Origin of the sequence: Gordonia cholesterolivorans, from assembly GCF_039531975.1 — a bacterium.
Lineage (GTDB): Bacteria > Actinomycetota > Actinomycetes > Mycobacteriales > Mycobacteriaceae > Gordonia > Gordonia sihwensis.
Genome location: NZ_BAAARB010000012.1, coordinates 107,330 through 129,651 on the forward strand (window position 1 = coordinate 107,330; position 22,322 = coordinate 129,651).

The 22,322-nt window shown below is 66.0% G+C and carries 22 protein-coding genes and 6 pseudogenes; 23 read left to right on the forward strand and 5 right to left on the reverse strand.

Annotated features, from left to right (window positions below):
- Positions 1-69 precede the first annotated feature (69 nt).
- Both ABFX36_RS12305 and ABFX36_RS12310 read left to right on the forward strand, forming a co-directional pair.
- Positions 70-459 carry an ArsR/SmtB family transcription factor gene (locus ABFX36_RS12305; RefSeq protein WP_346076560.1) on the forward strand — a complete coding sequence of 130 codons (390 nt, stop codon included), beginning with the start codon at positions 70-72 and terminating at the stop codon, positions 457-459.
- A 45-nt stretch (positions 460-504) separates the two neighbouring features.
- The gene (locus ABFX36_RS12310) at positions 505-669 is read left to right on the forward strand and encodes a helix-turn-helix transcriptional regulator (protein ID WP_346076562.1); all 165 of its coding nucleotides are present in this window, start codon (positions 505-507) and stop codon (positions 667-669) included.
- Positions 670-1,067: 398 nt separating this feature from the next.
- Here ABFX36_RS12310 and ABFX36_RS12315 read toward each other — a convergent pair whose 3' ends face one another.
- On the reverse strand, positions 1,068-2,603 hold the full coding sequence (locus tag ABFX36_RS12315) for an acyl-CoA synthetase (RefSeq protein ID WP_067478257.1): 1,536 nt from the start codon (positions 2,601-2,603) through the stop codon (positions 1,068-1,070).
- Positions 2,604-2,718: 115 nt separating this feature from the next.
- Entirely contained in the window at positions 2,719-3,357 is a 639-nt protein-coding gene (locus ABFX36_RS12320) for a TetR/AcrR family transcriptional regulator (protein WP_006897085.1), read from the reverse strand.
- A 98-nt stretch (positions 3,358-3,455) separates the two neighbouring features.
- On the opposite strand from ABFX36_RS12320, the gene ABFX36_RS12325 reads away from it, so the two are divergent.
- The 9 genes and pseudogenes from ABFX36_RS12325 to ABFX36_RS12365 form a co-directional block, all read left to right on the forward strand.
- Entirely contained in the window at positions 3,456-4,343 is an 888-nt protein-coding gene (locus ABFX36_RS12325; protein ID WP_008382193.1) for a CoA transferase, read from the forward strand.
- 23 nt (positions 4,344-4,366) lie between these two features.
- A complete protein-coding gene (locus ABFX36_RS12330; protein WP_006897083.1) occupies positions 4,367-5,572 on the forward strand; it encodes a thiolase family protein in 1,206 nt (401 codons plus the stop codon).
- A gap of 52 nt (positions 5,573-5,624) precedes the next feature.
- Positions 5,625-7,298: a long-chain-fatty-acid--CoA ligase gene (locus tag ABFX36_RS12335; protein ID WP_008382195.1), complete on the forward strand. Its 1,674-nt coding sequence runs from the start codon at positions 5,625-5,627 to the stop codon at positions 7,296-7,298.
- Positions 7,295-8,092: an enoyl-CoA hydratase/isomerase family protein gene (locus tag ABFX36_RS12340; RefSeq protein ID WP_008382197.1), complete on the forward strand. Its 798-nt coding sequence runs from the start codon at positions 7,295-7,297 to the stop codon at positions 8,090-8,092. The genes ABFX36_RS12335 and ABFX36_RS12340 overlap by 4 nt, the downstream gene beginning before the upstream one ends.
- Positions 8,093-8,115: 23 nt before the next feature.
- Positions 8,116-9,279 (forward strand): acyl-CoA dehydrogenase family protein, encoded by a 1,164-nt coding sequence (locus tag ABFX36_RS12345; protein ID WP_346076566.1) that lies wholly within the window; start codon positions 8,116-8,118, stop codon positions 9,277-9,279.
- Positions 9,276-9,761 (forward strand): MaoC/PaaZ C-terminal domain-containing protein, encoded by a 486-nt coding sequence (locus tag ABFX36_RS12350; protein ID WP_006897079.1) that lies wholly within the window; start codon positions 9,276-9,278, stop codon positions 9,759-9,761. Before ABFX36_RS12345 ends, ABFX36_RS12350 begins: the two co-directional genes overlap by 4 nt.
- Before the next feature lie 521 nt (positions 9,762-10,282).
- The gene (locus tag ABFX36_RS12355) at positions 10,283-10,570 is read left to right on the forward strand and encodes a hypothetical protein (RefSeq protein WP_006897078.1); all 288 of its coding nucleotides are present in this window, start codon (positions 10,283-10,285) and stop codon (positions 10,568-10,570) included.
- Positions 10,507-11,412: a tyrosine-type recombinase/integrase gene (locus ABFX36_RS12360; protein WP_006897077.1), complete on the forward strand. Its 906-nt coding sequence runs from the start codon at positions 10,507-10,509 to the stop codon at positions 11,410-11,412. Before ABFX36_RS12355 ends, ABFX36_RS12360 begins: the two co-directional genes overlap by 64 nt.
- Positions 11,409-11,642: pseudogene (locus tag ABFX36_RS12365) on the forward strand (helix-turn-helix domain-containing protein); the annotation flags it as partial. The gene ABFX36_RS12360 and the pseudogene ABFX36_RS12365, both read left to right, overlap by 4 nt.
- Positions 11,643-12,169: 527 nt before the next feature.
- On the opposite strand, the pseudogene ABFX36_RS12370 reads toward ABFX36_RS12365, so the two are convergent.
- A pseudogene (locus tag ABFX36_RS12370) lies at positions 12,170-12,391 on the reverse strand (ATP-binding protein); the annotation flags it as partial.
- 17 nt (positions 12,392-12,408) lie between these two features.
- Here ABFX36_RS12370 and ABFX36_RS12375 point away from each other — a divergent pair.
- A pseudogene (locus tag ABFX36_RS12375) lies at positions 12,409-12,633 on the forward strand (IclR family transcriptional regulator domain-containing protein); the annotation flags it as partial.
- 31 nt (positions 12,634-12,664) lie between these two features.
- Here ABFX36_RS12375 and ABFX36_RS12380 read toward each other — a convergent pair.
- The gene (locus tag ABFX36_RS12380; RefSeq protein WP_006897072.1) at positions 12,665-13,579 is read right to left on the reverse strand and encodes a LysR family transcriptional regulator; all 915 of its coding nucleotides are present in this window, start codon (positions 13,577-13,579) and stop codon (positions 12,665-12,667) included.
- 151 nt (positions 13,580-13,730) lie between these two features.
- On the opposite strand from ABFX36_RS12380, the gene ABFX36_RS12385 reads away from it, so the two are divergent.
- From ABFX36_RS12385 to ABFX36_RS12435, 11 genes and pseudogenes are all read left to right on the forward strand, one after another.
- Positions 13,731-14,780 (forward strand): SDR family NAD(P)-dependent oxidoreductase, encoded by a 1,050-nt coding sequence (locus tag ABFX36_RS12385; protein WP_101841495.1) that lies wholly within the window; start codon positions 13,731-13,733, stop codon positions 14,778-14,780.
- A 99-nt stretch (positions 14,781-14,879) separates the two neighbouring features.
- The gene (locus ABFX36_RS12390) at positions 14,880-16,211 is read left to right on the forward strand and encodes an aromatic ring-hydroxylating dioxygenase subunit alpha (RefSeq protein WP_006897070.1); all 1,332 of its coding nucleotides are present in this window, start codon (positions 14,880-14,882) and stop codon (positions 16,209-16,211) included.
- A complete protein-coding gene (locus ABFX36_RS12395) occupies positions 16,208-16,711 on the forward strand; it encodes an aromatic-ring-hydroxylating dioxygenase subunit beta (protein WP_006897069.1) in 504 nt (167 codons plus the stop codon). Before ABFX36_RS12390 ends, ABFX36_RS12395 begins: the two co-directional genes overlap by 4 nt.
- A 124-nt stretch (positions 16,712-16,835) precedes the next feature.
- The gene (locus ABFX36_RS12400; RefSeq protein ID WP_019287417.1) at positions 16,836-17,000 is read left to right on the forward strand and encodes a hypothetical protein; all 165 of its coding nucleotides are present in this window, start codon (positions 16,836-16,838) and stop codon (positions 16,998-17,000) included.
- A 48-nt stretch (positions 17,001-17,048) separates the two neighbouring features.
- Entirely contained in the window at positions 17,049-18,035 is a 987-nt protein-coding gene (locus ABFX36_RS12405; RefSeq protein ID WP_137809379.1) for an alpha/beta fold hydrolase, read from the forward strand.
- Positions 18,035-18,907, forward strand: a complete 873-nt coding sequence (locus tag ABFX36_RS12410; protein WP_006897066.1) for a DODA-type extradiol aromatic ring-opening family dioxygenase — start codon at positions 18,035-18,037, stop codon at positions 18,905-18,907. The genes ABFX36_RS12405 and ABFX36_RS12410 overlap by 1 nt, the downstream gene beginning before the upstream one ends.
- On the forward strand, positions 18,904-19,176 hold the full coding sequence (locus ABFX36_RS12415) for a hypothetical protein (RefSeq protein WP_006897065.1): 273 nt from the start codon (positions 18,904-18,906) through the stop codon (positions 19,174-19,176). The genes ABFX36_RS12410 and ABFX36_RS12415 overlap by 4 nt, the downstream gene beginning before the upstream one ends.
- On the forward strand, positions 19,173-19,418 hold the full coding sequence (locus tag ABFX36_RS12420; protein WP_006897064.1) for a ferredoxin: 246 nt from the start codon (positions 19,173-19,175) through the stop codon (positions 19,416-19,418). Before ABFX36_RS12415 ends, ABFX36_RS12420 begins: the two co-directional genes overlap by 4 nt.
- A 483-nt stretch (positions 19,419-19,901) precedes the next feature.
- Positions 19,902-20,408, forward strand: a pseudogene (locus ABFX36_RS12425) (helix-turn-helix domain-containing protein); the annotation flags it as partial.
- Positions 20,408-21,109 (forward strand): annotated as a pseudogene (locus ABFX36_RS12430) (ISL3 family transposase); the annotation flags it as partial. The pseudogenes ABFX36_RS12425 and ABFX36_RS12430, both read left to right, overlap by 1 nt.
- A gap of 155 nt (positions 21,110-21,264) precedes the next feature.
- A complete protein-coding gene (locus ABFX36_RS12435) occupies positions 21,265-22,158 on the forward strand; it encodes an alpha/beta fold hydrolase (RefSeq protein ID WP_006897061.1) in 894 nt (297 codons plus the stop codon).
- A gap of 44 nt (positions 22,159-22,202) precedes the next feature.
- Here ABFX36_RS12435 and ABFX36_RS19070 read toward each other — a convergent pair.
- Positions 22,203-22,322 (reverse strand): annotated as a pseudogene (locus ABFX36_RS19070) (IS30 family transposase); the annotation flags it as partial.

Consider the following 22,322-nt stretch of genomic DNA (forward strand, 5'->3'; position numbering starts at 1 on the left):
CTGCCTCCCTAACCCGCCACGCCGACCAGACCCGGACGCGAACAGGCCCACTATGACATACTGGTGCTCATGTACGCACACGATGAGATTAGAGGTTGGGGCGCACAAGGACCGTCCGACGACGTCATCGACGCCGCCTCGGTCCTGCTCCGGATGCTCGCCGACCCCACACGGATGCGAATCCTCTGGCTCCTCGGGCAACGCGAATACGACGTGGCCGCGCTGACTGAGGATCTCCAAGCCGCGCGGCCCGCGGTCTCCCAGCACCTCGCCAAACTCAAACTCGCAGGACTCGTCCAATCGCGCAAAGACGGACGACGCAGCGTCTACAGCCTCCGAGACCTCCACCTCCAGGAACTGCTCACCGAAGTGTTCAGCGCCGCGGACCACCAAGCCAACGCGCTGCCCGACCACCGGCACAGCACATCGATCAGTACTGGACGCGGTCGAGCGGGCTGAAACGCGAAAATCGTCGATTGCCGGTGAACTGAATTGGAGGACTCCATGGCCGACTTCGCACCAATACATCCCGGCAAAACCCTCGCCAAGGACTACCTGCCCGAATGCGGGCTTCCCAGCGGTCTCGCCGAGGCTATCCACGTCTCGGCAGGCCGCATCAACGACATCATCCTCGGGCGTCGCGGGAATCACCCCGCTGGCGACCGCTGAGTACCTTCACCAGGAGCCGCCGGTGACAGTAGCGATCCACCCCCAAACCCACCGATCCCGAACTGCTGGCCCGGGTAGTCACTCTCGGCCGCCAAGCCGTCGTCGAGACGCCCACCGAGGCCCCTGATCAACCGGGACACGACGCACCGTCCGAGCGACGCATCGAAGGTATCGAACGAATGCGACGCGTCCGCGACAACACCGCCACGCGCGCCACAACACTGGCAGCCGAACTCATCGCTCAGTAGGACCGCTCACACCTGAGCCAGGCAATACGCACCAAAGTGATACGCACGGTATCCAGTAGGCGACGCCGAGTATCCCGCGAACTCGACCTCTCCCAGAGCGGGCCAAATGGCAGGTGGCTTGGTAGAGGAGCCTAACGAGCTATCCGATTGTTAGCTGGTGGCGACTGTGCCTTCCGTGATTGCATCACGCAGCACGTGCTTGAGAATCTTCCCCGAGGGGTTACGGGGAATGGGCCGGGTGATGAGCTCGCGCGGAAGCTTGTAACCCGCAATGAACTGGGATCCGTACTCGCGGAGCAACTCCAAGGTGACCTCGCGGCCCTCGACCGGGGTGACGACGGCGATGAGGCTCTCCCCGAACATCTCGTCCGGCCGCCCGACGACCGCCACATCGGCCACGTCCGGGTGGCCGGCGAGGGCCTGTTCGACCTCCACCGAGTACACGTTGCGCCCGCCCGTGATGATCATGTCCTTCATCCGATCAACGATCGTGATAAACCCGTCGGCGTCCCGGACCGCCACGTCGCCGCTGTGCAGCCAGCCGTCGCGGAGCGCATCGGCGGTGGCCTCGGGCTTGTTCCAGTAGCCCTTCATGATGGTCTCGCCTCGGTAAATGATCTCCCCGGGCTCGCCGACCGCGGTGTCGTTGCCCTCGTCGTCGACGATCCGCGTCTCGGCGTTAGTGATGGACGCCCGTCCGGTGGCATCTGGGCGGGCGCGTACTTCGTCCGGAGTGAGGAAGATGCCGGTCGGGCCGCCTTCGGTTTGGCCGCACAGCTGGAAGAACTGCACGTGCGGCAGGGTGGCGAGCAAGCTGGTCGCCGCGCTCGGCGGCATTGGTGCGGCGCCGAAGAAGCCCAGCCGCCACGCGGACAGATCGCGCGTGCCGAGCTCGGGGTGCTGCAGCAGCATCTGGTACATGGTGGGCACGCCCAGGAACACGGTGATGCGGTGCTTCTCCAGCGCATCCAGGACCGCCTTGGGCTCGAACGCTGGCAGCACCACGTGAGTGGTGCCCAGGCTGAACCCTGACATAACGAACAGGACCAGCTCCGCGCAGTGGTACATCGGCGCGACGTGCAGATTCCGGTCGAAGATATTCATACCGAGTGCGGAAACCGAGTTCCCCACCCACAGCATGCGGTGATGGTCGAACACCGCTCCCTTGGGACGCCCGGTCGTGCCCGAGGTGTAGAGGATAATGCAGTCGTCGTCCTCGATGACCTCCACTTCCGGCGCGGTGGTCGGCATGGTGTCTGCGAGCCGCGCGATGCCCTGCGCGGCGGGCTCGTCCAGCACCAGACTTTGCGGCGCGGACGGCAGCGGATCGAGTTCGTCGAGGCCGGCCACCACCACCGCGAGCCCCTCGGAGTACAGCAGCACCGTCGCACCGGAGTCCTCGAGCAGGTAGCGAAGTTCGCGGGCCGGCACGCGAGGGTTGAGAGGCACGGCAATGGCCCCCAGTCGGAACGCTCCGTACAGGCCCAGGATGTACGCGTCGGAGTTCGGGCTCAGCAGTGCCACCCTGTCGCCCTTGCCGACTCCGAGCGACGCCAACGCGTGCGCATACTGATTGATCCGGGCCGCGAGCTGCTCGTACGAGTAGGTGCTCTCGCCGAAGATCAGTGCGGTCTTGTCCGGGTGCCGGCGGGCATTGAGCGCGAGGGCGCCTCCGAGAGTGGCCATGGTGACTCCTGAGGTGTTGAAGACTCCGAGATCGGATATGTGACCCCGGACACAGCAGGAACAGTAACCGCCAGCGTGATGCTTGTACAGATGTTCAGTGAAAGTGAAACTCGAGTCAGGTGGCTGACCCGTGGGAACGATCGACAGCTCCTCCCCCGGACACGCTCACGCCGAGTTCGGGCTTGCTGCGCCCCTCGGTGTGGGTAAAGGTCCCGAGGTGGGTCCAGACGGCATCCACCAGCGGCTGCAGGAACAGCCGGCCCATCTGGTTGATGATCACGTCGACCACCTGGACGGAGTCGGCGCGACCCCGCGAGGCCGCGCCGGTCTCGCGCATCGCAACGACCTCCCGGTGGGTAAGTTCGGTGAGCCGCTCCAGCAGTTGCCCCCGCTGACCACCGGGTTCGAGTAGCGCCCGGCGGAGATAGTTGACCACCTCCGGGTTTCTGACCAGCATTTCCGAGACAGCCTCGTTCCGCACGCGAGCGATTTCTTCGCCGGCCCCGTCGGTCGGCGCCGAAGCAAGGGCCGACGCAAAACGCTCCACGACGATCTGCTCCACGGCCTCGCGGAGGCCGTCTTTGGACCCGTAGTGATGGACCACCAGCCCTACGGTAACCCCGGCGGCGGCCGCGACCGCCCGCATCGGTGTGCGGTCCTCGCCGTTGGCCGCGTAAAGCTCGAGAGCGGCGTTGCGGATTCGCGCTTTGGCGGTGAGATCTTGGTCGCCGGAGTGCTGGGCGGGGCGGTCCACGCGGTCTCCCTTCGGTCGACAAACGAGTCTACGGGGACGCGCCAATCGCTAAAGCTATACAGTGGCTAAGTTTACTGACTACTTGTATAGTCGCTGAAATGAGTCCCAGATCGCTCCGACCCCTGGCCGGCATACAGGTCGTCTCTTTGGCTACCAACCTGCCCGGTCCGCTGGCCGTGGCAGGCCTTCGTGACCTCGGCGCAGCGGTGATCAAAGTGGAGCCGCCGGTGGGTGACGCCTTGGCCGTGGCCGCGCCCTCCTGGTACGCAGAACTGACACAGGGAGTGGAGGTTCGTCGGGCCGACCTCAAAAGTCGTAGCGGCCTGGAGGAGCTGACCAGGCTGCTCGATACGGCGGACGTGTTGGTGACCGCCATGCGCCCGTCAGCGTTCTGCCGACTCGGCCTCGGCGATCTCAGCGACCGCTACCCGCGGTTGTGCCATGTGGAGATCGTGGGCTACGACGGCGCCGACGAGGAGGTCGCGGGCCACGACCTGACATATCAGGCGAGATACGGCACCATCCGGCCGCCGCACCTGCCGCTGGTCCCGGTCGCCGACACCGTCGGTGGGGAGCGGGCCATCTCGGCCGCCCTGGCCCTGCTGCTGGCCCGGGGACAGCACGACTCCGGCGGACATCAACGCATCACTCTCGACGCGGCCGCGTACGACTCCGCGGCTGCCCTCCGGCACGGCCTGTTTGGCAATGGAGCACCACTGGGCGGGGCTCTGCCCTCCTACAACATCTATGCCACCGCCGACGGCCACATCGCCCTGGGGGCACTCGAACCGCACTTCGAGGCCCGCACCAGAGAAGTACTCGATTGCGACGGCACATCCGCCGCCTACACCCGCGCCTTCGCCGCGCACACCACGGCCCACTGGGAGGATCTGGCCGCGCGCCACGACATCCCGCTCACCGCCGTTCGCGATGCCCACCCGGCCACAGCGCAGACCACTCACGCGCCCACGGCGCCCACCACCTGACCACCTTGAGGAAGGACCCAGTCATGACCGACTCCCCCCAGCCCCGTAGTTCCCGAGCCACCCGCGAGGCCGTGATCGTCGATGCCGTCCGGACCCCGGTCGGCAAGCGCGGCGGGGCGCTGGCCGCCTGGCATCCCGCCGATCTGCTGGGGGCCACCCTCAGTGAACTGGTTCGCCGCAGTGATGTGGCGCCGGAGAAAATCGACGACGTGATCGCTGGCTGTGTGATGACGCACGACCAGCAGAGCTCCAACATCGCTCGCCATGCGGTGCTCTCCTCCGGCCTGCCCGATTCGGTGCCGGCCGTGACCGTGGACCGACAGTGCGGCTCGGGGCAGCAAGCTGTCGCATTTGCCGCCCACGGTGTGGAGGCGGGGTCCTACGACCTCGCCATCGCATGCGGCGTGGAGTCGATGTCACAGGTGGCGCTGCCATCCTCATTACAACCCGGCGCCCCGCTAGGCCCGCAATACTCCCCCCGCGAACTGGCCCGCTACGACGGCGGACTGCTGGTTCAAGGCCCGTCCAGTGAGCTGATGAACACCCGCTTCGACCTCAGCCGGGAGGAACTCGACGCCTTCAGCCGCCGGAGCCACGAGCGGGCGCTGGCTGCCACCCGCGACGGCCGCTTCGAGACCCAGCTGGTTCCGCTGCGCCGCGACCCGCTCGATGACTCCAGCGAGCCCGTGACCGCGGATGAGGGGATCCGGGCCGAGCTCGACCCAGAGAAGATGGCGTCCCTGCGGGCGGTGTTCGCCGAAGACGGCAAGACCACCGCAGCCAACTCCTCCCAGCTCAGCGACGGCGCCGCCGCACTACTCATCGCCGACCGCGAGTTCGCCGAGGCCCACGGGCTCACCCCCCGCGCCCGCTTCGTGGTCCACGCGGTCGCCGCGGCCGATCCGATCATCCAGTTCACCGCAATCCTCGAGTCCACCCGCAAGGCCCTGGACCGGTCGGGGCTCACGGTGGACGATATCGACCTGTTCGAGGTCAACGAAGCGTTCGCGGGAGTACCGCTGATGTTCCAAAAAGAGTTCGGCGTCCCCGACGACAAACTCAACGTCAACGGCGGCTCGGTGGCTGTCGGCCACCCCCTCGGATCCACCGGCGCCCGCATGATGACGGACCTGCTGACCGAACTCGAACGCACCGGCAGCCGATACGGGCTACAGACCATCTGCGAAGCCCACGGCACCGCTAACACCACCATCATCGAACGCCTCTGACGAGCCCCCTCCGTCCCAGCCACCGTCCCAACCCCACTTCAGGAGCACCAACATGACGTCCCACCCCATCGTCACCGGTCTGCCGTCGACACACGGTGACAGTTACCAGCTCAACACCACCACCCTGCTGCGGCACTCCGCCCGGACCTACCCCGAGCAGGAGATCGTATTCCGCACCATCGACGGGGGCTGGGACCGCTACACCTACGCAGACATGTTCGAGCGGGTCGGGAAGTCAGCCCACGCGCTCACCGGGCTGGGGGCCGGCCCCGGAACGGTGGTGGGAATCCTGGATTGGAACTCCAAACGCCATATGGAGCTGTACTGGGCGATTCCCGGTATCGCATCGGTGATGCTGCAGATGAACCTGCGGCTCGCCCCGGTGGACCTGGCCTATGTCACCGACCACGCCGAAGCCTCGATCGTGCTGGTCGACGAGTCCCTGCTGCCCGTGGCCGAGGCGCTGGTCGAGCAGGGCGTCGGGGTGAAGACCTGGGTGGTCATGACGGACAAGCCACTCTCGGAGATCTCCACCACCCTGCCCGGGGTCGTCCACTGGGAAGACGCGCTGACGGCCGCGGAATCGACCTTCGACTGGCCGATGATCGACGAAACCTCGGCGTACAGCGCGTGCTACACCACCGGCACCACCGGCCGCCCCAAGGGCGTGTACTACTCCCATCGCGGGATCTACCTCCACACTCTTGCCGAGGCAGCGCAGTTGAAGATGGGCGACGACGACACCGTCATGGTCATCACCCCGATGTTCCACGGCCAGGGCTGGGGACTGCCGCAGTCGGCCATCTACTCGGCCGCCAAGGTCGTGCTGCCCGGACGGTATACGGCCGAGGACACCTCTGTGCTGGTTGACGCGATGATCTCCGAGTCCGTCACCGTAGCCAACGGTGCCCCCGCGATCTTCGAGCCGATGCTCGACTACATCCGCACACTCAAGACGCGCCCGGACTTCAGCCGCGCCCGTCTGCTGTCCGGGGCGACCGAACCGTCGCTCACGCTCATGCGCGGCTTCCATGACCTCACCGGCGCCGACATCATCCACGCCTACGGTGCCACGGAGACCACTCCGCTGGTCACCGTCAACGCAGGCCTGAAGCACACGCTGCGGGACGTGCTCAGTGAGAAGGAGAAGTGGGATCTCAAGCGGGCCCAGGGTCTGCTGGTCAACGGGATCGACATCAAGGTCGTCGGACCGGACGGAACCGAACTACCCCACGACGGTGTCTCCCAGGGCGAGGTGCTCATGCGCGGCCCGTGGATCATCGAGCGCTACCACAAGATGGAAGACAAAGGCGGCGCGTTCGCCGATGGGTGGTGGCGCAGCGGCGATGCCGGCACGATCCGCCCCGACGGCTACCTCAAGCTGACCGACCGCATCAAGGACGTGGTCAAAAGCGGCGGCGAATGGATCTCCTCGATCGACATGGAAAACGCGATCGTCGCCCACCCACAGGTCCGCGAAGCCGCCGTGGTGGGGATCGAGCATCCCAAGTGGCAAGAGCGCCCGGTTGCGATCGTCGTCCAAGAAGACGGTGCCGATCTTGACGTCGACGACATCCACGCCGTGTTGGAAGACAAGTTCGCCAAGTGGCAACTGCCCGACATCGTCATCTTCGCCGACGCGCTGCCGCGCACCAGCGTCGGCAAGTTGGACAAAAAGACGCTACGCACCGACTACGCCGATCTCTACCGGGGAGCCGAGGAATGAACAACCGGAGCGGACACGATGATGTGGTGCGCAGCGAACGACGCGGAGCCGTCGCGATCCTGCGCATCAACCGACCCGAGGCCCGGAATGCACTGAACGCCGCGGTGTTCGCAGCCTTGAACGGGCACCTAGCCGAGCTGCGGACCGATGACTCCGTGCGCGCCATAGTTTTGGCCGGCGCGAGCGGCGTGTTCTGCGCTGGAGCAGACATCACCGCGTTCGACGCCCTGCGGGCCGATCCGTTGATCGGGCAGCGGCGGGCCTCCGGGGGGACTCTATGGGCCGACCTGGAGAACTTCCCCAAACCGGTGATCGCAGCCGTCGAGGGCCTGGCCCTGGGGGGCGGGCTCGAACTCGTCCTGGCCTGCGACACCAGCATCGTCGGCCAGGGTGCCCGCCTTGGATTACCCGAGGTCAAGCTCGGCGTCATCCCCGGCGGCGGCGGCACCCAACGACTCATCCGGGCGCTCGGCAAACCTCGCGCCATGGCACTGCTGCTCAGCGGCGACCTGGTCACCGGGACCGAGGCCGCCACCCTCGGCCTGGTGGGAAAGGTGGTCGACGACGACGAGGTCGTCGAACAGGCGATCGCCCTGGCGCAGCGGATCTCGGCTAATTCCCCGCTGGCCGTGGCCCTGGCCAAAGACGCCGCCCTGGCCGCGCAGACCGGGTCGATAGCCGCAGGGCTCGAGCACGAAAAGCGCAACTTCGTCTATTCACTCGCCTCAGACGACAGCCACGAGGGCCAGGCCGCCTTCGTGGCCAAGCGTTCGCCGAACTTCACCGGCCGCTGACCCGGCCCGACAAGGACAAGATCATGACCACCACCCTGTTCCCCGACCACCGCCCCACCTGGCAAACCGAGTCCCACGAGTTGCTACGGGACCACGCCCGCGCCTTCTTCGCCAGAGAAGTCACCCCCCGCCAGGCGGACTGGGCCCGGCAGGGCCACGTCGACCGCGAACTCTGGAACAGAGCCGGAGCGGCAGGCCTACTGCTCACCGACATCGCCGAAAAGGACGGCGGCGGGGGAGGCGACTTCGGCCACGAGGCTGTAGTGGCCCAGGAACTGGCGTACGCGCACGACAGCGCGTTCGGCTTCACCGTGCACTCCACGATCGCCAGCCACTACATCAACGCCTACGGGACCGAGGAGCAAAAGCGCCGCTGGCTACCCGGGCTCGCCTCCGGCGAGAAAGTGGTGGCCGTCGCCATGACCGAGCCTGGTACCGGCTCAGACCTGCAGAACGTCAAGACCACAGCCATCCGCGACGGCGACCACTACGTGGTCAACGGCGCCAAGACCTTCATCTCCAACGGCACCCACTGCGACTTGGTTGTCATCGTGGCCAAGACCGATCCAGCGGCCGGCGGCAAGGGCATCTCCCTACTAGTCGCCGAGGTCGACAATAACGTCGCGGGCTTCTCCCGCGGCGCCGTCCTCGAGAAGATCGGCATGCACGGATGGGACACCCGCGAACTCTTCTTTGACGACATGCGGGTACCGGTGGAGAACATCCTTGGCGAGGAGGGCTCCGGCTTCGCCGAACTCATGACCCAGTTGCCGCGGGAGCGACTCATCATCGGAGTCGCCGGCGTGGCGGTGGCCGAGGCCGCGGTGATCGAGACCATCCGGTACGTCAAAGAGCGCGATGCGTTCGGCAAGAAACTCCTGGACTTCCAGAACACCCAGTTCGTACTAGCCGAGTGCAAGGCCGACGTCTACGCCGGCAAGGCGCTGATCGACGACGGCATCCGCCGCCAGATCGAGGGCACCCTGGACGCCGCCGGCGCCTCCATGATCAAAATGTGGGCCACCGACATGCAGTGCCGCGTGGTGGACAAGTGCCTACAGCTGTTCGGTGGCTACGGCTACATGATGGAATACCCCATCGCCCAGATGTACGCCGCCTCCCGCGTGCAGCGGATCTACGGCGGCACCAACGAGATCATGAAGCTGCTCGTAGCCAGGTCACTGTGAACGCCGCGCCCCCGAGTCCGTCCGTCTACGCCGAAGACTTCACCCCGGGCCAGATCCTCGAACTGGGCGATCACACCGTCTCCAAGTCCGAACTGGTCGACTTCGCCACCCGCTGGGACGCCCAGTGGTTTCACATCGATGAGGAAGCCGCTGATCAGGGACACTTCCGCGGACTCATCGCCAGCGGGGTACACACCATCGCCATCGCTCAACGGCTGCTCACACAAACAATGCTCAACCAATGGGCAGTGATCGCCGGGCTCGGATTCGACCGGGTACGGTTCCCGGTGCCCGTCCGACCCGGCAACGTTCTCACCGGAACCGCCCAAATTGCCGAGATCACTCTCGACGGAACACGCGGGCGAGTGAAGATAGAAATGCGGCTGACCGATCAGGACGACCACACCGTCCTCTACGCCGAACTGACCATCGTCATGTGGCAAAGAGAGCAGGCCACGACACCGTCCGGAGGCTTCAACTGACACACGGCAGGACGTCACCAGAAAGAGCCACGGTCCCGCCCTACATCGACGAAGCGACCTTCATCTCGTATCCGCAAGTCAGCGTGGGACGTGACGACCCCACCTCACGACGGTGGCTCAAGGTAGTCAAACCCCCGTCCGAGCGCGTCCGCTAGCTAGCGATCGATTTCGCGACACTCACAGAACCAGTCGTTTCCGCAGGGCAGCAGTGTCCGAAAACTCGTGTCGCCTTGCCACCCACATCGAGCACCGGTAACCAGACGTTATGACAAGTAGCGGGTGCTGAGTTGTAAGTTCTGCGAACTCGACACCTCCCGGACATTCTCTCGCCCGCCCTGTCCGGCACCCCGACTGACCTGCACGTCGTCACGTGACGGACCGCTTCCCGGGGCCGCCTCTGAGTGCAGTGGCCCAACCTCCGCGGACTGACTGGCAATGCCGCTACCTGCGACCTCTTGTGTTGATTCGCGCAAAGTGCGATACTTTCGCATATATCGCGAACCATGTTTGGGTGGTGCGAGATGGCAGATCAGGATCCTCCGCCGGGGTCGGCGCGGCTGCAATTGGCCGACGGCATCGCTGTCCTGCGGCCGGAAGCCGCGGTGTTCGAGGCGATGGTCACCGGGTGGTCGCACCAGCAGATGGCCCGGAACCTGTCCGTTGGCACGATCGCGGCCCAGGTCGCCACGATCCGGCGGTTCCAGGACTTCTGCGGTGTCGCCGGCCCCTGGCACTGGACGCCCCGATGGTCGATGACTGGTTCACCGAACTGCGCGGGGTCCACGGCCTGGCCCTGGGCACGGTGCTGAGCTACCAGGGTGCACTGCGGCATTTCATGGACTACCTGCTCGATCCGGCCTACGAGTGGACCCAGCAATGCCAGGACCGATTCGACACGCATCCGATACAGATCATCACCGAGGCCAACTCGGCCCGCCACACCTACGAGGGCCCCGACAATCCACTCAAACGGGCCTACACCACCGATGAACTGCAGGACCTTTGCGATTTCGCGGACGATCAGGTCAACCACCGTTTCGAGGCTGGCTCGAAGGGCGCGATGGTGGCCCTGCGGACCGCGACGATCATCAAGGTCGCCTACGCGTGGGGCCTGCGTCGCAACGAAGTCCGCATGCTGGATCTGACAGACTTCGGACCGAACCCTCGAGCACCACAGTTCGGCCAGTTCGGGTTCTGCTACGTCCGCCACGGCAAACCCGGCAAGGGATCTGCGGCCAAGCGGCGTGGCGTCCTGACGGTCCCGGAGACCGCCTGGGCGATCGACTGCCTCAAACGATGGATCGACCAGGGCCGCACCACCTTTGACCACCCGGTCGGGACCGCATTGTTCCCGACCGAGCGATCCGAGCGCATCTCGAACGGCGCGTTGTCCCATAGCTTCGCCGACCTCTGCGACACCGCCGGCCTGACCGATCCCGGACTGGATTTTCACTCCCTGCGCCGCAGCTACGTCACGCTGCTGGTCGAGTCCGGATACGACACCCGCTTCATCCAGGAACAAGTCGGACACAAGTACGCCTCAACCACCTCGCTCTACACCTTCGTCTCCCCCGACTACCGCAGCCGTGTCGTGGCCGCCGCACTTCGCGCCGCGGCCAAACGCCTGCCCGAAAGGACCGACCAGCAATGAAACACCGGATCGCCTACCAGTGGCGACTACGCCAGGTCATGACCGACCGAGATATGCACACCCTGTCCGACCTGATCACGCCATTGCACGACGTGGGAATCGAACTCTCCGCCTCCCAGCTCTACCGCCTCCTGGGACGCACCCCTGAGCGACTGCCCCTGGCCCTACTCGGAGCGCTGTGCCACGTCCTGGACTGCACCGTCGAAGACCTCTGCGTCTTCCACGTCGACACCTCCCCCTCCAGACGCACCGCCACAGCCACCGACGCCTCCCCCGCAACCGACGTGCCACTGCGACCGAAGCGGGCACACATCCACCGACCCGGACCGACGGCGTAGACCCCCAGGCAGGCGGCGGACACATGGCTGACACATCGAAGTACCACTGCACACGGTGCAACGACGAGCAGCAGCATCGCGGAGTGCGCTGGCCCGAGGGCTTCGTCTGCCGCCGCTGCTACCAACAGGCCACCCGCCGACGCGGCACCTGCCCCCGCTGCCAACGCCCGGATCGACTGCTGCCTGGCCTCGCCAACGACCAGCCCATCTGCACTGACTGTGCCGGAATCGACGACCCCCGACTGACCTGCACCCGCTGCGGAGACCAGGACGAACCCCACCGCCGAGGACTGTGCGCACGATGCTGCCTCACCGACGACCTGACCGCTGAAGTGCCCCGGGTTTGATGGAGACATCGATTACCCGGGGCACTTCAATGGGATCTGCCCAGAAGTTGGCCATCTCGGGTTTTCGGGTTGTCAGGACAAGGGCTTCACTCCCTGGCCTGCGAGTGCTTCGGAGAGGCGGACGGAGTCGCCGCTGGTCTGGCAGACGTGGGCGCGGTGCAGTAGCCGATCCACTGTCGCGGTGGCGATGGTCTTGGGCATGAGTTCGTCGAAACCGGCCGGGTGCAGGTTCGAGCTGATCGCGATGGCACGTTTCTCGTAGGCGGCGTCCACCAGGCGGTAAAGCCCATTCGCTAGGCACCCGGACCGAACTTCTCGACGCGGTGCGCACGATCCGTTCCCGGGGGTTCGCGTCGAGCAAGGAGGAGAGCGAGGAGGATGTCGCCTCCCTCGCCGTCGCACTGGCCTCGACCCGCTCTCCGCGGTTGGCTGTCAAGGCCTCGCTGCCGCTCAGTCGCATGAGCTCGGCGACCGAGCAGGACATCCTCACTCGGCTGGTAGCTGCGGCGGAGGAGATCGACCATCTCCTGCTCTGATCGGCGTGGTCAGGCCGAAGTCGGCTGGGCCTCAGGCTGGACTGGGCTGCCCGCCGTCCCGGTCCAGCCGGTTGCCGGTCCCCTGGACGTGGCGCACGAAGGACCGTACCGCCGGGGCGATGCCTCCTTCGCGTGACCAGTAGATCCACAGCGGGGCGCTCATCGGGGTGTGCTCGTCGACCAGCACTGGCCATCTGGCCGAGTCGTCGGCACTGAGGTTGTCGTCGGCGATGACGGCCACGCCCAGCCCTGCCCGGGCGAGCGCAACGATGGTGGTGGCGTTGACGCTCTCCGACGTGATGTCGAGCCCGAAGCCCCCTGCCCGCAGCGCCGGCTCCAGCAGGCGCCGGGTGAGGCTATCGGCGTGCCCGGTGAGCACCGGCTGGCCACGCAATTCAGCGACCAAGACGTGGCTCCGGCCCCGCCACGGGTGGTCGTCGGAGGTCACCACCGCCAGCCGCACGTCGCCGAGCTGGTGGCCCGCAAGACGCTGGTCGGCCTGCCCGAGGCCCGTCACGAGATCGACGTCCCCGTTAAGCACCTGTTCGATCGCGGGCAGGCCCGAGTACTCGTGGACGGCGACGTGGATAGCGGGATGCGCCGACCGGAAGGTGCCGATCAGGGGCGCGAGGAACCGTGACACGTGCGGATATGCGCAGGCCACCGTGACGACGCCCGCTCGACCGCGAGCGAGTTCGTGGGCAAACTGGGAGACCGACTCCGCTCGATTCAGCAGGTAATGGGCGCGGGGCAGCAATTGATTCCCGGCACCGGTGAGCTGTACTCCGCGGCCGGACCTCTCGAAGAGGGCGATGCCCAGCTCCGCCTCCAGCGCCTTGATCGAACGCCACAGCGAGGGCTGCGGCACATCGAGGGTGGCGGCGGCGCGGAGGAACGACCCCTCGCGGGCCACCGCAACGAGATACCTGAGTTGACGCAGCTCCACGCACGGCTCCTAGTTTCACCAGTGAATAGCTCGATACCAAAATAGCCCATAGACAGCCTGTGATGAAGGTCATACTCTTTTATGTGTACTGCAATGCAGAAAGCCGTCCTAACTTGAGGAGAATTGGATGTCGGAGTCTGGTGGAGAAACCGTGGCCACTGCGCGGCAGCGTCAGCTGGTCGAGCGGGCACTCGGTGAGTGGCAGGGCGAGGCGGCGGGTCGAGTCATCGTTGTCACCGGTGGAGCCCGCGGCATCGGCCGTTCCCTCTGCGAGGGACTGTTGCGCGCCGGCGCCAAGGTCGTTGCAGCGGACCTGACGTGGGACGACGCTGACGACTTCCGCAAGCAGCTGGAGTCGGACGGCAGCGGCATGGCCGTCGACATGGACATCACCGACGACGACGCCCTCGACGCCGCCCGAGACGCTGTAATCGACAGGTTCGGGACCGTCGACGTCCTAGTGAACAACGCGTCTCTGGTCTCCGAAACCCTCTTCCCGCCCACAGGCCACCGGAACACCCTTGACACGACCGACCGCGACTGGGAGGTGATGTTCGGCGTCAACGTGTTCGGCACGCTGAAGGCCATCCGCCGGTTCATCGAGCCGATGCGGGCCCAGCAGCGGGGCAGCATCGTCAACGTCGTCAGCAGTGGCGTCCTGGCCGTCGCCGCCGGCGGCGGCTACCACGGGCTGCGCCCGTGGACGGTCGAGATGCCTTACCAGGCCACCAAGGCCGCCGTGATGGCGCTGACCTTCTACCTCGCCGAGGAAGTGCGCGGCGACGGGGTCGCGGTTAACGCGATCATGCCGGGGCACACCCGAGCGTCGTGGTTCGACGCCACCGCCCGGGCCTTCAACGAGCAGGGCATTGCCTACTTCATGCGCCCGGCGATTCCCGAGCACCTGCTGCCGATCTCGCTCTTCCTCGCCGCCCAGGACAGCGCGGGGACGTCCGGGCGCCTCTACTACGTGCCGGAGTGGAACTACGACCACGGCTACGGGGACTACGCCGCCTGGCAGGACCATGAGCTGCCTCCGGACATGGAGGAGATCTACAGCCGGCTGGAAGCCGCGACCCCGTCATACGAGCGGGCCGGCGTGGCCCACCTCCCCTTCGACGCGCAGGGTGCCCTGTACGCCGCGGGCATGGCAAACCTCGGGGCCCAGAACAGTTGGACCAGCAATGACAGCGCTCAGTGATACCGCAGACGCCCAGACGATCCGCCTACAGGTGGGCCGTTCGGGTCCGCCCTCCCATCTCACCTCACGCAACCCGTCAGACCCCGAGAGGACCCGATCATGACCAGCATTAGCGAACGCCCCGTTGACGTGGCCGCCGCAAGACTGCACGACCTGGTGAAGCCCGACGAGGGTGCCGTCAGCAGAACAGTCTTCGTCGACGAGGCAACCTACCGCAAGGAATTGGACCGGGTATTCACCAAGACGTGGTTGTTCATCGGCCACGAGTCCCAGTTGAGTGAGCCGGGCGACTACCTGACGAACTTCATGGGCGAGGACCCTGTGATCGCCACTCGCGGTGCGGACGGAGTGATCCGGGTGATGCTCAACTCCTGCGCCCACCGGGGCATGGCCGTGTGTAGCACCGACGCCGGGTCCTCGAAGTTCTTCCGCTGCCCCTACCACGGCTGGACCTACAGCAACAACGGCGATCTGATCGGTGCACCGCGCGCAGATACCGTCTACCATGGCGAGCTGGACAAGCCGCGCCTAGGTCTGAAGGCCGTTCCGCGGGTGGAGAACTACAAGGGCTTCATCTTCGCCAATTGGGACGAGGACGCCATCCCGCTGGTAGACTACCTCGGCGCTGACCAGCTCTGGTATCTGGACCTGGCCTTCGAGGCGCCGCTCGGCGGGCTCGAGGTGATCGGCCCCACGATGAAGTTCCGGATCAAGGCCAACTGGAAGCTGGCGGCGGAGAACTTCGCCGGCGACGACTACCACGTGCTCTACACACATGGGTCGGCCTTCCAGATCGGCTTCCTCCCCGATTACGACACGCTCGGCGACTACATCGCATACTTCGACCACGGCCACGGGATGGGCGACATCAGCAAGCCCGGCCGGGCCTATCAGAACGACGTCGGGATGGCTCAGCTCCTCGGGCCGGAGGCGATCGAGTACGTCAACGCCGTGCACGAGCGGCTCAAGGCCCGGGTCTCCCCGCTGCAGGCGGAGATGCACGGGCTCGGTCAGGGCAATATCTTCCCGAACCTGTCATGGATCAAGTTCGGCGTCTTCCACGTCTTCGGGCTCTTCCAATGGCACCCGAGGGGACCGGGTGAGATCGAGGTCTGGCAGACGGCGCTCTTCGACCGCGACGCGCCGCAGTCGGTCAAGGACTTCGCCCGCACCCAGATGTCCCAGGAGAACGCCGCGGCCGGGATCTTTGGCCAGGACGATGGCGAGAACTTCGAGCAAATCACCGAGTCCGCCCGAGGGGTGGTCTCCCAGACCCGGGATTTCAACTACGCGATGGGCCTGGGGCACGAGGGCGAGATCCACGAGGAGGGATACCCCGGCCATTTGGGGCCCCACTATTCGGAGCAGAACCACCGCAACTTCTATCGCTACTGGCTCGAACTCATGACCACCCCGGGAGAGCAGAAATGACCAATTCCCTCACCGATCTGCGCCGCGACGTCGAGGACTTCCTCTACAGCGAGGCCAAGATGCTCGACGAGCAACGCTACGACGAGTGGCTCGACCTGTTCACTGAGGATGTCCATTACTGGATGCCGATCACGGAGACCCGTGAGGTGCGGCAGCACCGGGACCACGTCCCCGGCGAGTGGTCGCTCATGGAGGAGGACGCCCGTTTCCTCGCCAAGCGGATGGAGCGCTTGGCCGGTGGCCTTGCCCACGCGGAGCAGCCGCGGTCGCGGACGCGCCGGTTCATCAGCAACGTCCTGGTCACCCCCGGGCCGGACGGCGACCTGGTAGCGGAGTGCAACTTCATCATCTTCCAGTCCCGGCGAGCCAACTCCGAGCAGTTCTTCGTCGGCTCCCGTCGCGACCGGATCGTGACCTCCGGTGAGAGCTGGAAGATCGCCGAACGGACCGTGCTCCTCGACCACCGGGTGTTGCCCCGTGCCATCTCCATCTTCTTCTGAGGCCCAGGCGGCTGACCTCGACGGCAGTCGGGACGTCGGGGCTGATGGCGCACCAGAGCCGAGTTCTTGGCTGCGCATCGGCTCTGCCGACGGCGAGCTCGTAGTCCGCAACGAGTTCGCCCGGGTGCGGGTACGCGCCGACCGAGACGGCAACGACCTTCGCCTGGCCATCCGTAGCCTGCGCACCGGCCGCGAGGTCTTCCTTGACGCGCTGCAGCTGGAGAGCCTCACCTGGCTCGACGAGAGGGCCTACACGACATTGCTCTCCGAGCCGTTCGGACCGGAGTGACCGACCATCCCGCACCGGCCGCACGGCCGAACAGAGAGGAGCTTCAACGTGACGAGCACTGAAGGGGGAATGGCCCAGCCCCAGGGGAACTCGTTCTGGGTGGACCTGCTGGGAACCGAGGTCCGGTACCGCCAGGCGAGCTCTTACCGCACCCGCAGCATCGAGGCAGGCGCCGGTGAGCCGGTAGTCCTGCTGCACGGCGTGAGCGGGCACGCCGAGACCTGGGTGCGCAACGTCGCCGTCCTCGGCCGGGACTTCCGCGTGCATGCCATTGACATGCTGGGTCATGGCTTCACCGACAAGCCGCAGATCGAGTACTCGATCCGCGCGCTCGCCGAGCACGTGCTCGGCTTCCTCGACGAGATCGGCGCCTCGCGAGCCCACCTGGTCGGGCAGTCTCTCGGTGGCTGGGTCGCGGCGTTTCTCGCCGTCCACCACCCCGAGCGGGTCGCCTCGCTCGTCAGCGTCACCGGGGCGGGGCTGCAGGTGGACGCCGACGGTGCCACGCTGACCGAGAACGTCGGCCGGCAGGTCGCGGAGGCTACCACCAAGGCTCTGGACACCCCGACCCGGGAGAAGGTCCGGACTCGGCTGGAATGGCTGGTCCATGACCCGTCCGTGGTCACCGACGAACTGGTGGAGACCCGGTACCGGATCTACGCCAGCCCGGACTTCGCCGCCACCGCCGGTGACATGGTCGCCGCATTCACCTCCCGGCCCCGGCCGGAGGAACTGCTGACCGCCGAGCGGCTCGCGACGATCAACTGCCCGACGCTCGTGCTGTGGACCCGGCAGAACCCGACCATGCCGTGGACGGTGGGGGAGGCGGCCAGCCGGATCATTCCCGATGCAACGTTCCGTCTGATGGAGGACGCCGGTCACTGGCCGCAGTTCGAGAAGCCGGCGGAATTCCACGCTGTCGTCGGCGGTTTCGTGCGTTCGGTCACCGCGGGGCGCCGAGGTGGGCGCACCGACGGCGACGGCGACGGCGGCCCCACGGATCCGGCCACCAACCGGCAACGGGCGGCCCGCTGATGGGCAGGCTGGTAGGTGCGTACGCGACGTCCCACACGGCGATGATGATCCGAAAGCTCCAACCGGACAACGACGTGCACGCCGCAGTCCATCAGGCCTTCGCTCAGGTGCGTGCGGAAATTGACCGGCTGTCCCCTGACGTGCTCGTCGTCGTCAGCAGCGAGCACCTAGCATCCTTCAGCTACGACAGCTTTCCGCAGATATGCGTCGGAATCGGAGAGATAGCCACCGGTTGGGGCGATGGAGGAGTGGCCAGCGCCGAGGTCCCACTTGCTGGCGCCTTCGCTGCCCAGCTGCTCTCCGAAGGGGTGGCCGCCGGATTCGACCTCGCGTTCTCCGCCAACCCGAAGATCGACCATGCGTTCATGGCACCATTGACCCTGATCCGACCAGAGATGGACATCCCGGTGGTCCCGGTGTTCCAGAACGCCAACACCGAGCCTCTGCCACCCCTGTGGCGCAGCGCCCAACTGGGGGAACTGCTGCGCGACGTCATTACGCGGCGGCCCGCAGCCGAAACAGTGGTCGTGCTCGGGACCGGCGGGCTCTCCCACTGGGTCGGCACGCCGGAGATGGGCCAGATCAACTCCGCCTTCGACGAGCGATTCCTGCAGCACGTGCGCGCAGGGGACCTCGGCGCGATCCTCGCCATGAAGACCGCCGACGTCCTCGCTGAGGCCGGCAATGGTGCCCCGGAGATCTGCAACTGGGTCACCGCGATGGCCGCCGCGTCCCGTCAGGAGGGCTGGGGAGTGTCGGAGCCTGAGCGGACGGCCCGTGGGCCGAGAGGGGTCGTCCTGGCATACGAGTCCGTCCCGGACTGGGCGACCGGGATCGCGCTGGCTCGGTTGGCCCCCGAGGAGGAACCGTGAACTTACCCCTGGACCAGGTCATCCGCCGGGTCGTCCGGGATCCGGAGTTTCGTTCTATTGCGGAAGAGTCGGGCCAGCTCGCGGCCGACCTCGCAGGCGTACGGCTGGCCGATCTTGCGGCCGTCCTGGAGGGCGACCTGGTCACCCTCCAGCAAAGGGGCGCCCACCCACTGCTGATCATGCAGCTGGCCGGCGCGCTCAGGATCGATCCGATGCGGCGCTTCGCCGCCGAACAGACTGCCCATGACTTAACCACGGAGGGACGATGAACATGATGAACATTACGGTGGACCTCGAGCGGTGTGAGGGCTTCGCCTCGTGCGTTGTGACCGCGCCCGAGCTCTTCGACCTCGATGACGAGCGAAGCGTCGCCGTCGTTCTGGAGCCTGTTGACGGTGGCCCCCGCACCCGCGCCTTAGCGCTCGAGGCCGCCGCGAGCTGCCCGATGCGGGCCATCACCGTCTCCGACCCCCTGGTGGACGAACCATCGCTGCCGCGGCGCGGCCGGTGACCGACGGAGTTTCGCCGGACGCGGTGGCAACCGCGGTCGAGAACGAACCCCGTCGGGCGGCGGTGGCCGGTACGCCCTGTGCCCCGGTTCGTGAACGTGCTACCACCGACGTTAGCGGCCGGCTGCGCCGTTCAGCAGGTTCTCTCCGCTCGCGCTCTCGGTTGGAGGGGTGGCAGCCGCAATGGCCGATCGCTGAGCGGGTCAACGACCACGTTGTCAGACCGGGCGACTCGCGATCCGGGGCTCGATGCCAGCATCCCGGGCTGCCACGCGTACAGCATTTGGTCGCCGCGGCGGGCATATCGTTGACGCCCAAGAGGATACCGGCCTGCCTTCCTGCCGCACCTCGGGCACTGGCCCAGTCGGCTAGATGTACTGACCACGGAGGTTGTGTCTCCGGTCGGCATGGCGAGATGAAATGAGGAAGACCTCCGTGTGAGGTGTGAAAGCGACCAAGCAACCACACCCACAACGGAGGTCTTCGTGTCCCACGCTAACGCGACCTTGACGCCCACGGGAAGACTGCGCCTGGCCCGGTGTGTCGTCGAAGACGGCTGGCCCCCGGCCCGAGCTGCGGAACGGTTCGGTGTCTCGGTCACCACGGCCCGACGCTGGGCCAGCCGGTATCGCGAGCAGGGCAAGGCCGGCATGGTTGACCGCTCCAGCCGGCCGCACACCTGCCCCCACCGCACCCCGCGTCGTCGGGAGCGCCGGGTGATCGGCCTGCGCGTATCGCGCCGGTGGGGGCCAGCCCGAATCGCTTACCACCTGGGAATGCACCCCTCGACGGTGCACAAGATCCTGTCCCGCTTCGGGTGCGTGCGCCTGGCGTTCACCGACCCGGCCACCGGCGCCCCGGTGCGCGCCACCAAGCGACGCCCGCAGCGCTATGAGCACGCCGCACCGGGCGATCTGGTGCACGTGGACATCAAGAAGCTCGGACGCATCCCCGACGGCGGCGGGCACAAGTTCCTCGGCCGCGCCAAAGGATGGTCCCGGGCCGTTCGGCGAAGGTCCTCACCGAGTGGCTCAACGCCCGCGACCAGGCATTTCGAGACCGAGTCAAGGTGGTCACGATGGACGGGTTCGCCGGCTACCACTCCGCCGCAGCCAAGGCCGTGCCCGCAGCACGCACGGTGATGGACCCGTTCCACGTCGTGCATCTTGCCGCCGACAAGCTCACCGTGTGCCGCCAACGCATCCAGCAGGCCACCACCGGGCACCGGGGCCGCACCGGCGATCCGCTGTACGGCATCCGCAGGACGCTCAACACCCGGGCAGGGCTGCTGACCGACAAACAGAAAGTGCGCTTGTTCAAGGCGTTCACCGCCAACGATGCGCACGCGGCGGTGGAGGTCACCTACGGCGTCTACCAGCGACTCATCGCCGCCTACGAGGCCTCGGGCAAGCGGGAGGGCAAGATCGCGATGTACAAGCTCCTGCGCTCGATCCGGACCGGGGTGCCCACCGAGCTGCCCGAGCTCGCCCAGCTCGGCCGGTCGCTATGGAAGCGGCACCGCGAGATCCTCGCCTACTTCGACGTGGGTGCCTCCAACGGCCCCGTCGAGGCCATCAACGGCAGGCTCGAACACCTCCGCGGAATCGCCCTGGGCTTCCGCAACCTCAAGCACTACATCTTGCGGTCACTGATCCACTCCGGACAGCTTCAGGATCGGATCAATGCACTCTGAATCCGGAAGGGCCCTTTCTATTGACAGTCGATGCGGAGGCGCGTAGCTTTCAGGCACACGCAGAAGAGATTTCTACTGGCCAGAACTACCACGTCGGTAGGGGTCGAACTGCGATGAATTGTTCAATCGTTATCGTGCACAGAAAGGCGTTATCCGTGCCAAGCTCTTCAATCACCCAGAAGTTCCATTTCGTCGATGTGAAAGGGGTTCAGACGCGTTATTTCGACGACGGCCAGGACAAGGATCCGATCCTCCTCATCCATGGGGGGCATTTCGGGTTCTTCATACCGGCCGGAATCGAATCCTGGGGCAACGTTCTAGAGGATTTCGGCGAGTACGGCCGTGTCCTCGCGGTCGACAAACTCGGTCAGGGCGAGACTGGTCTCCCGCTGAATGACGAAGACTGGACTGTCGACGCGGTCGCCGAACACGTTGCGAACTTTGCAACTCAGTTGGGGCTCAAGAACCTGACCCTGGTGGGTCACTCGCGCGGCGGCATGACGGCGGTCCTTCTCGCGTTGAAGTACCCTGAGATGGTAAAGAAGCTGGTCATCATCAGCAGTGCGACTGCGGCACCGGCGCCGCCCGTCGGAACCGACATGGACTTCTACGAGCGAGTCGAAAGGACTGCCCCCGGAGGTTCGGCCGAGTTGATCCGTCACTATCATGCTGCCCAGGCGGTTAATGAGGGAGATCTGCCCGAGGACTACATCGGGATCGCCACAAAGTGGCTCGAGAGCGAAAAGCAGCGCGACGCTGTCGCCGGATATGCACGCAATGCGGAGGAGCACTGGTTGCCTAGCCTCAGCGAGGGCAGGCGCTGGGTTCAGGAACGGCTTGCCGACGCAGGAATCCCGGTGCCGACGCTGGTTGTGTGGGGAGTCAATGATCGATCGGCGCCGGTGTCGATGGGTAAGGGGCTCTTCGATCTGATCGCTGCCAACACCCTGGATAGCTCGCTCTATCTCATCAACAACGCTGGTCATCACGTGTTCAGTGACCAGCGCGAAAAGTTCAACGCCGCGGTTGGTGCGTTCATCTCGCTTTAGCAGAACCCTTCGTCGGTCTTTCGTGCTCGAAAGACCCGGCGGTGTCAACTCGTGGAAGCAACGTTGTCCTTCAGTAGGCGTTCGAAGACTTCCCGTGGAGTGTAGAAGCCCAGGCACTGCCGTGGCCGCTCGTTGAGCTCGCGGGCGATCGCTTCGAGGTACAG

Bases quoted from the DNA above. Each gene is read 5' to 3' on its own strand.
- ABFX36_RS12305 (WP_346076560.1), top strand. From the start codon at position 70: ATGTACGCACACGATGAGATTAGAGGTTGGGGCGCACAAGGACCGTCC.
- ABFX36_RS12310 (WP_346076562.1), top strand. From the start codon at position 505: ATGGCCGACTTCGCACCAATACATCCCGGCAAAACCCTCGCCAAGGAC.
- ABFX36_RS12315 (WP_067478257.1), bottom strand. From the start codon at position 2,603: ATGGCCACTCTCGGAGGCGCCCTCGCGCTCAATGCCCGCCGGCACCCG.
- ABFX36_RS12325 (WP_008382193.1), top strand. From the start codon at position 3,456: ATGAGTCCCAGATCGCTCCGACCCCTGGCCGGCATACAGGTCGTCTCT.
- ABFX36_RS12330 (WP_006897083.1), top strand. From the start codon at position 4,367: ATGACCGACTCCCCCCAGCCCCGTAGTTCCCGAGCCACCCGCGAGGCC.
- ABFX36_RS12335 (WP_008382195.1), top strand. From the start codon at position 5,625: ATGACGTCCCACCCCATCGTCACCGGTCTGCCGTCGACACACGGTGAC.
- ABFX36_RS12340 (WP_008382197.1), top strand. From the start codon at position 7,295: ATGAACAACCGGAGCGGACACGATGATGTGGTGCGCAGCGAACGACGC.
- ABFX36_RS12345 (WP_346076566.1), top strand. From the start codon at position 8,116: ATGACCACCACCCTGTTCCCCGACCACCGCCCCACCTGGCAAACCGAG.
- ABFX36_RS12355 (WP_006897078.1), top strand. From the start codon at position 10,283: ATGGCAGATCAGGATCCTCCGCCGGGGTCGGCGCGGCTGCAATTGGCC.
- ABFX36_RS12360 (WP_006897077.1), top strand. From the start codon at position 10,507: ATGGTCGATGACTGGTTCACCGAACTGCGCGGGGTCCACGGCCTGGCC.
- ABFX36_RS12390 (WP_006897070.1), top strand. From the start codon at position 14,880: ATGACCAGCATTAGCGAACGCCCCGTTGACGTGGCCGCCGCAAGACTG.
- ABFX36_RS12395 (WP_006897069.1), top strand. From the start codon at position 16,208: ATGACCAATTCCCTCACCGATCTGCGCCGCGACGTCGAGGACTTCCTC.
- ABFX36_RS12410 (WP_006897066.1), top strand. From the start codon at position 18,035: ATGGGCAGGCTGGTAGGTGCGTACGCGACGTCCCACACGGCGATGATG.
- ABFX36_RS12420 (WP_006897064.1), top strand. From the start codon at position 19,173: ATGAACATGATGAACATTACGGTGGACCTCGAGCGGTGTGAGGGCTTC.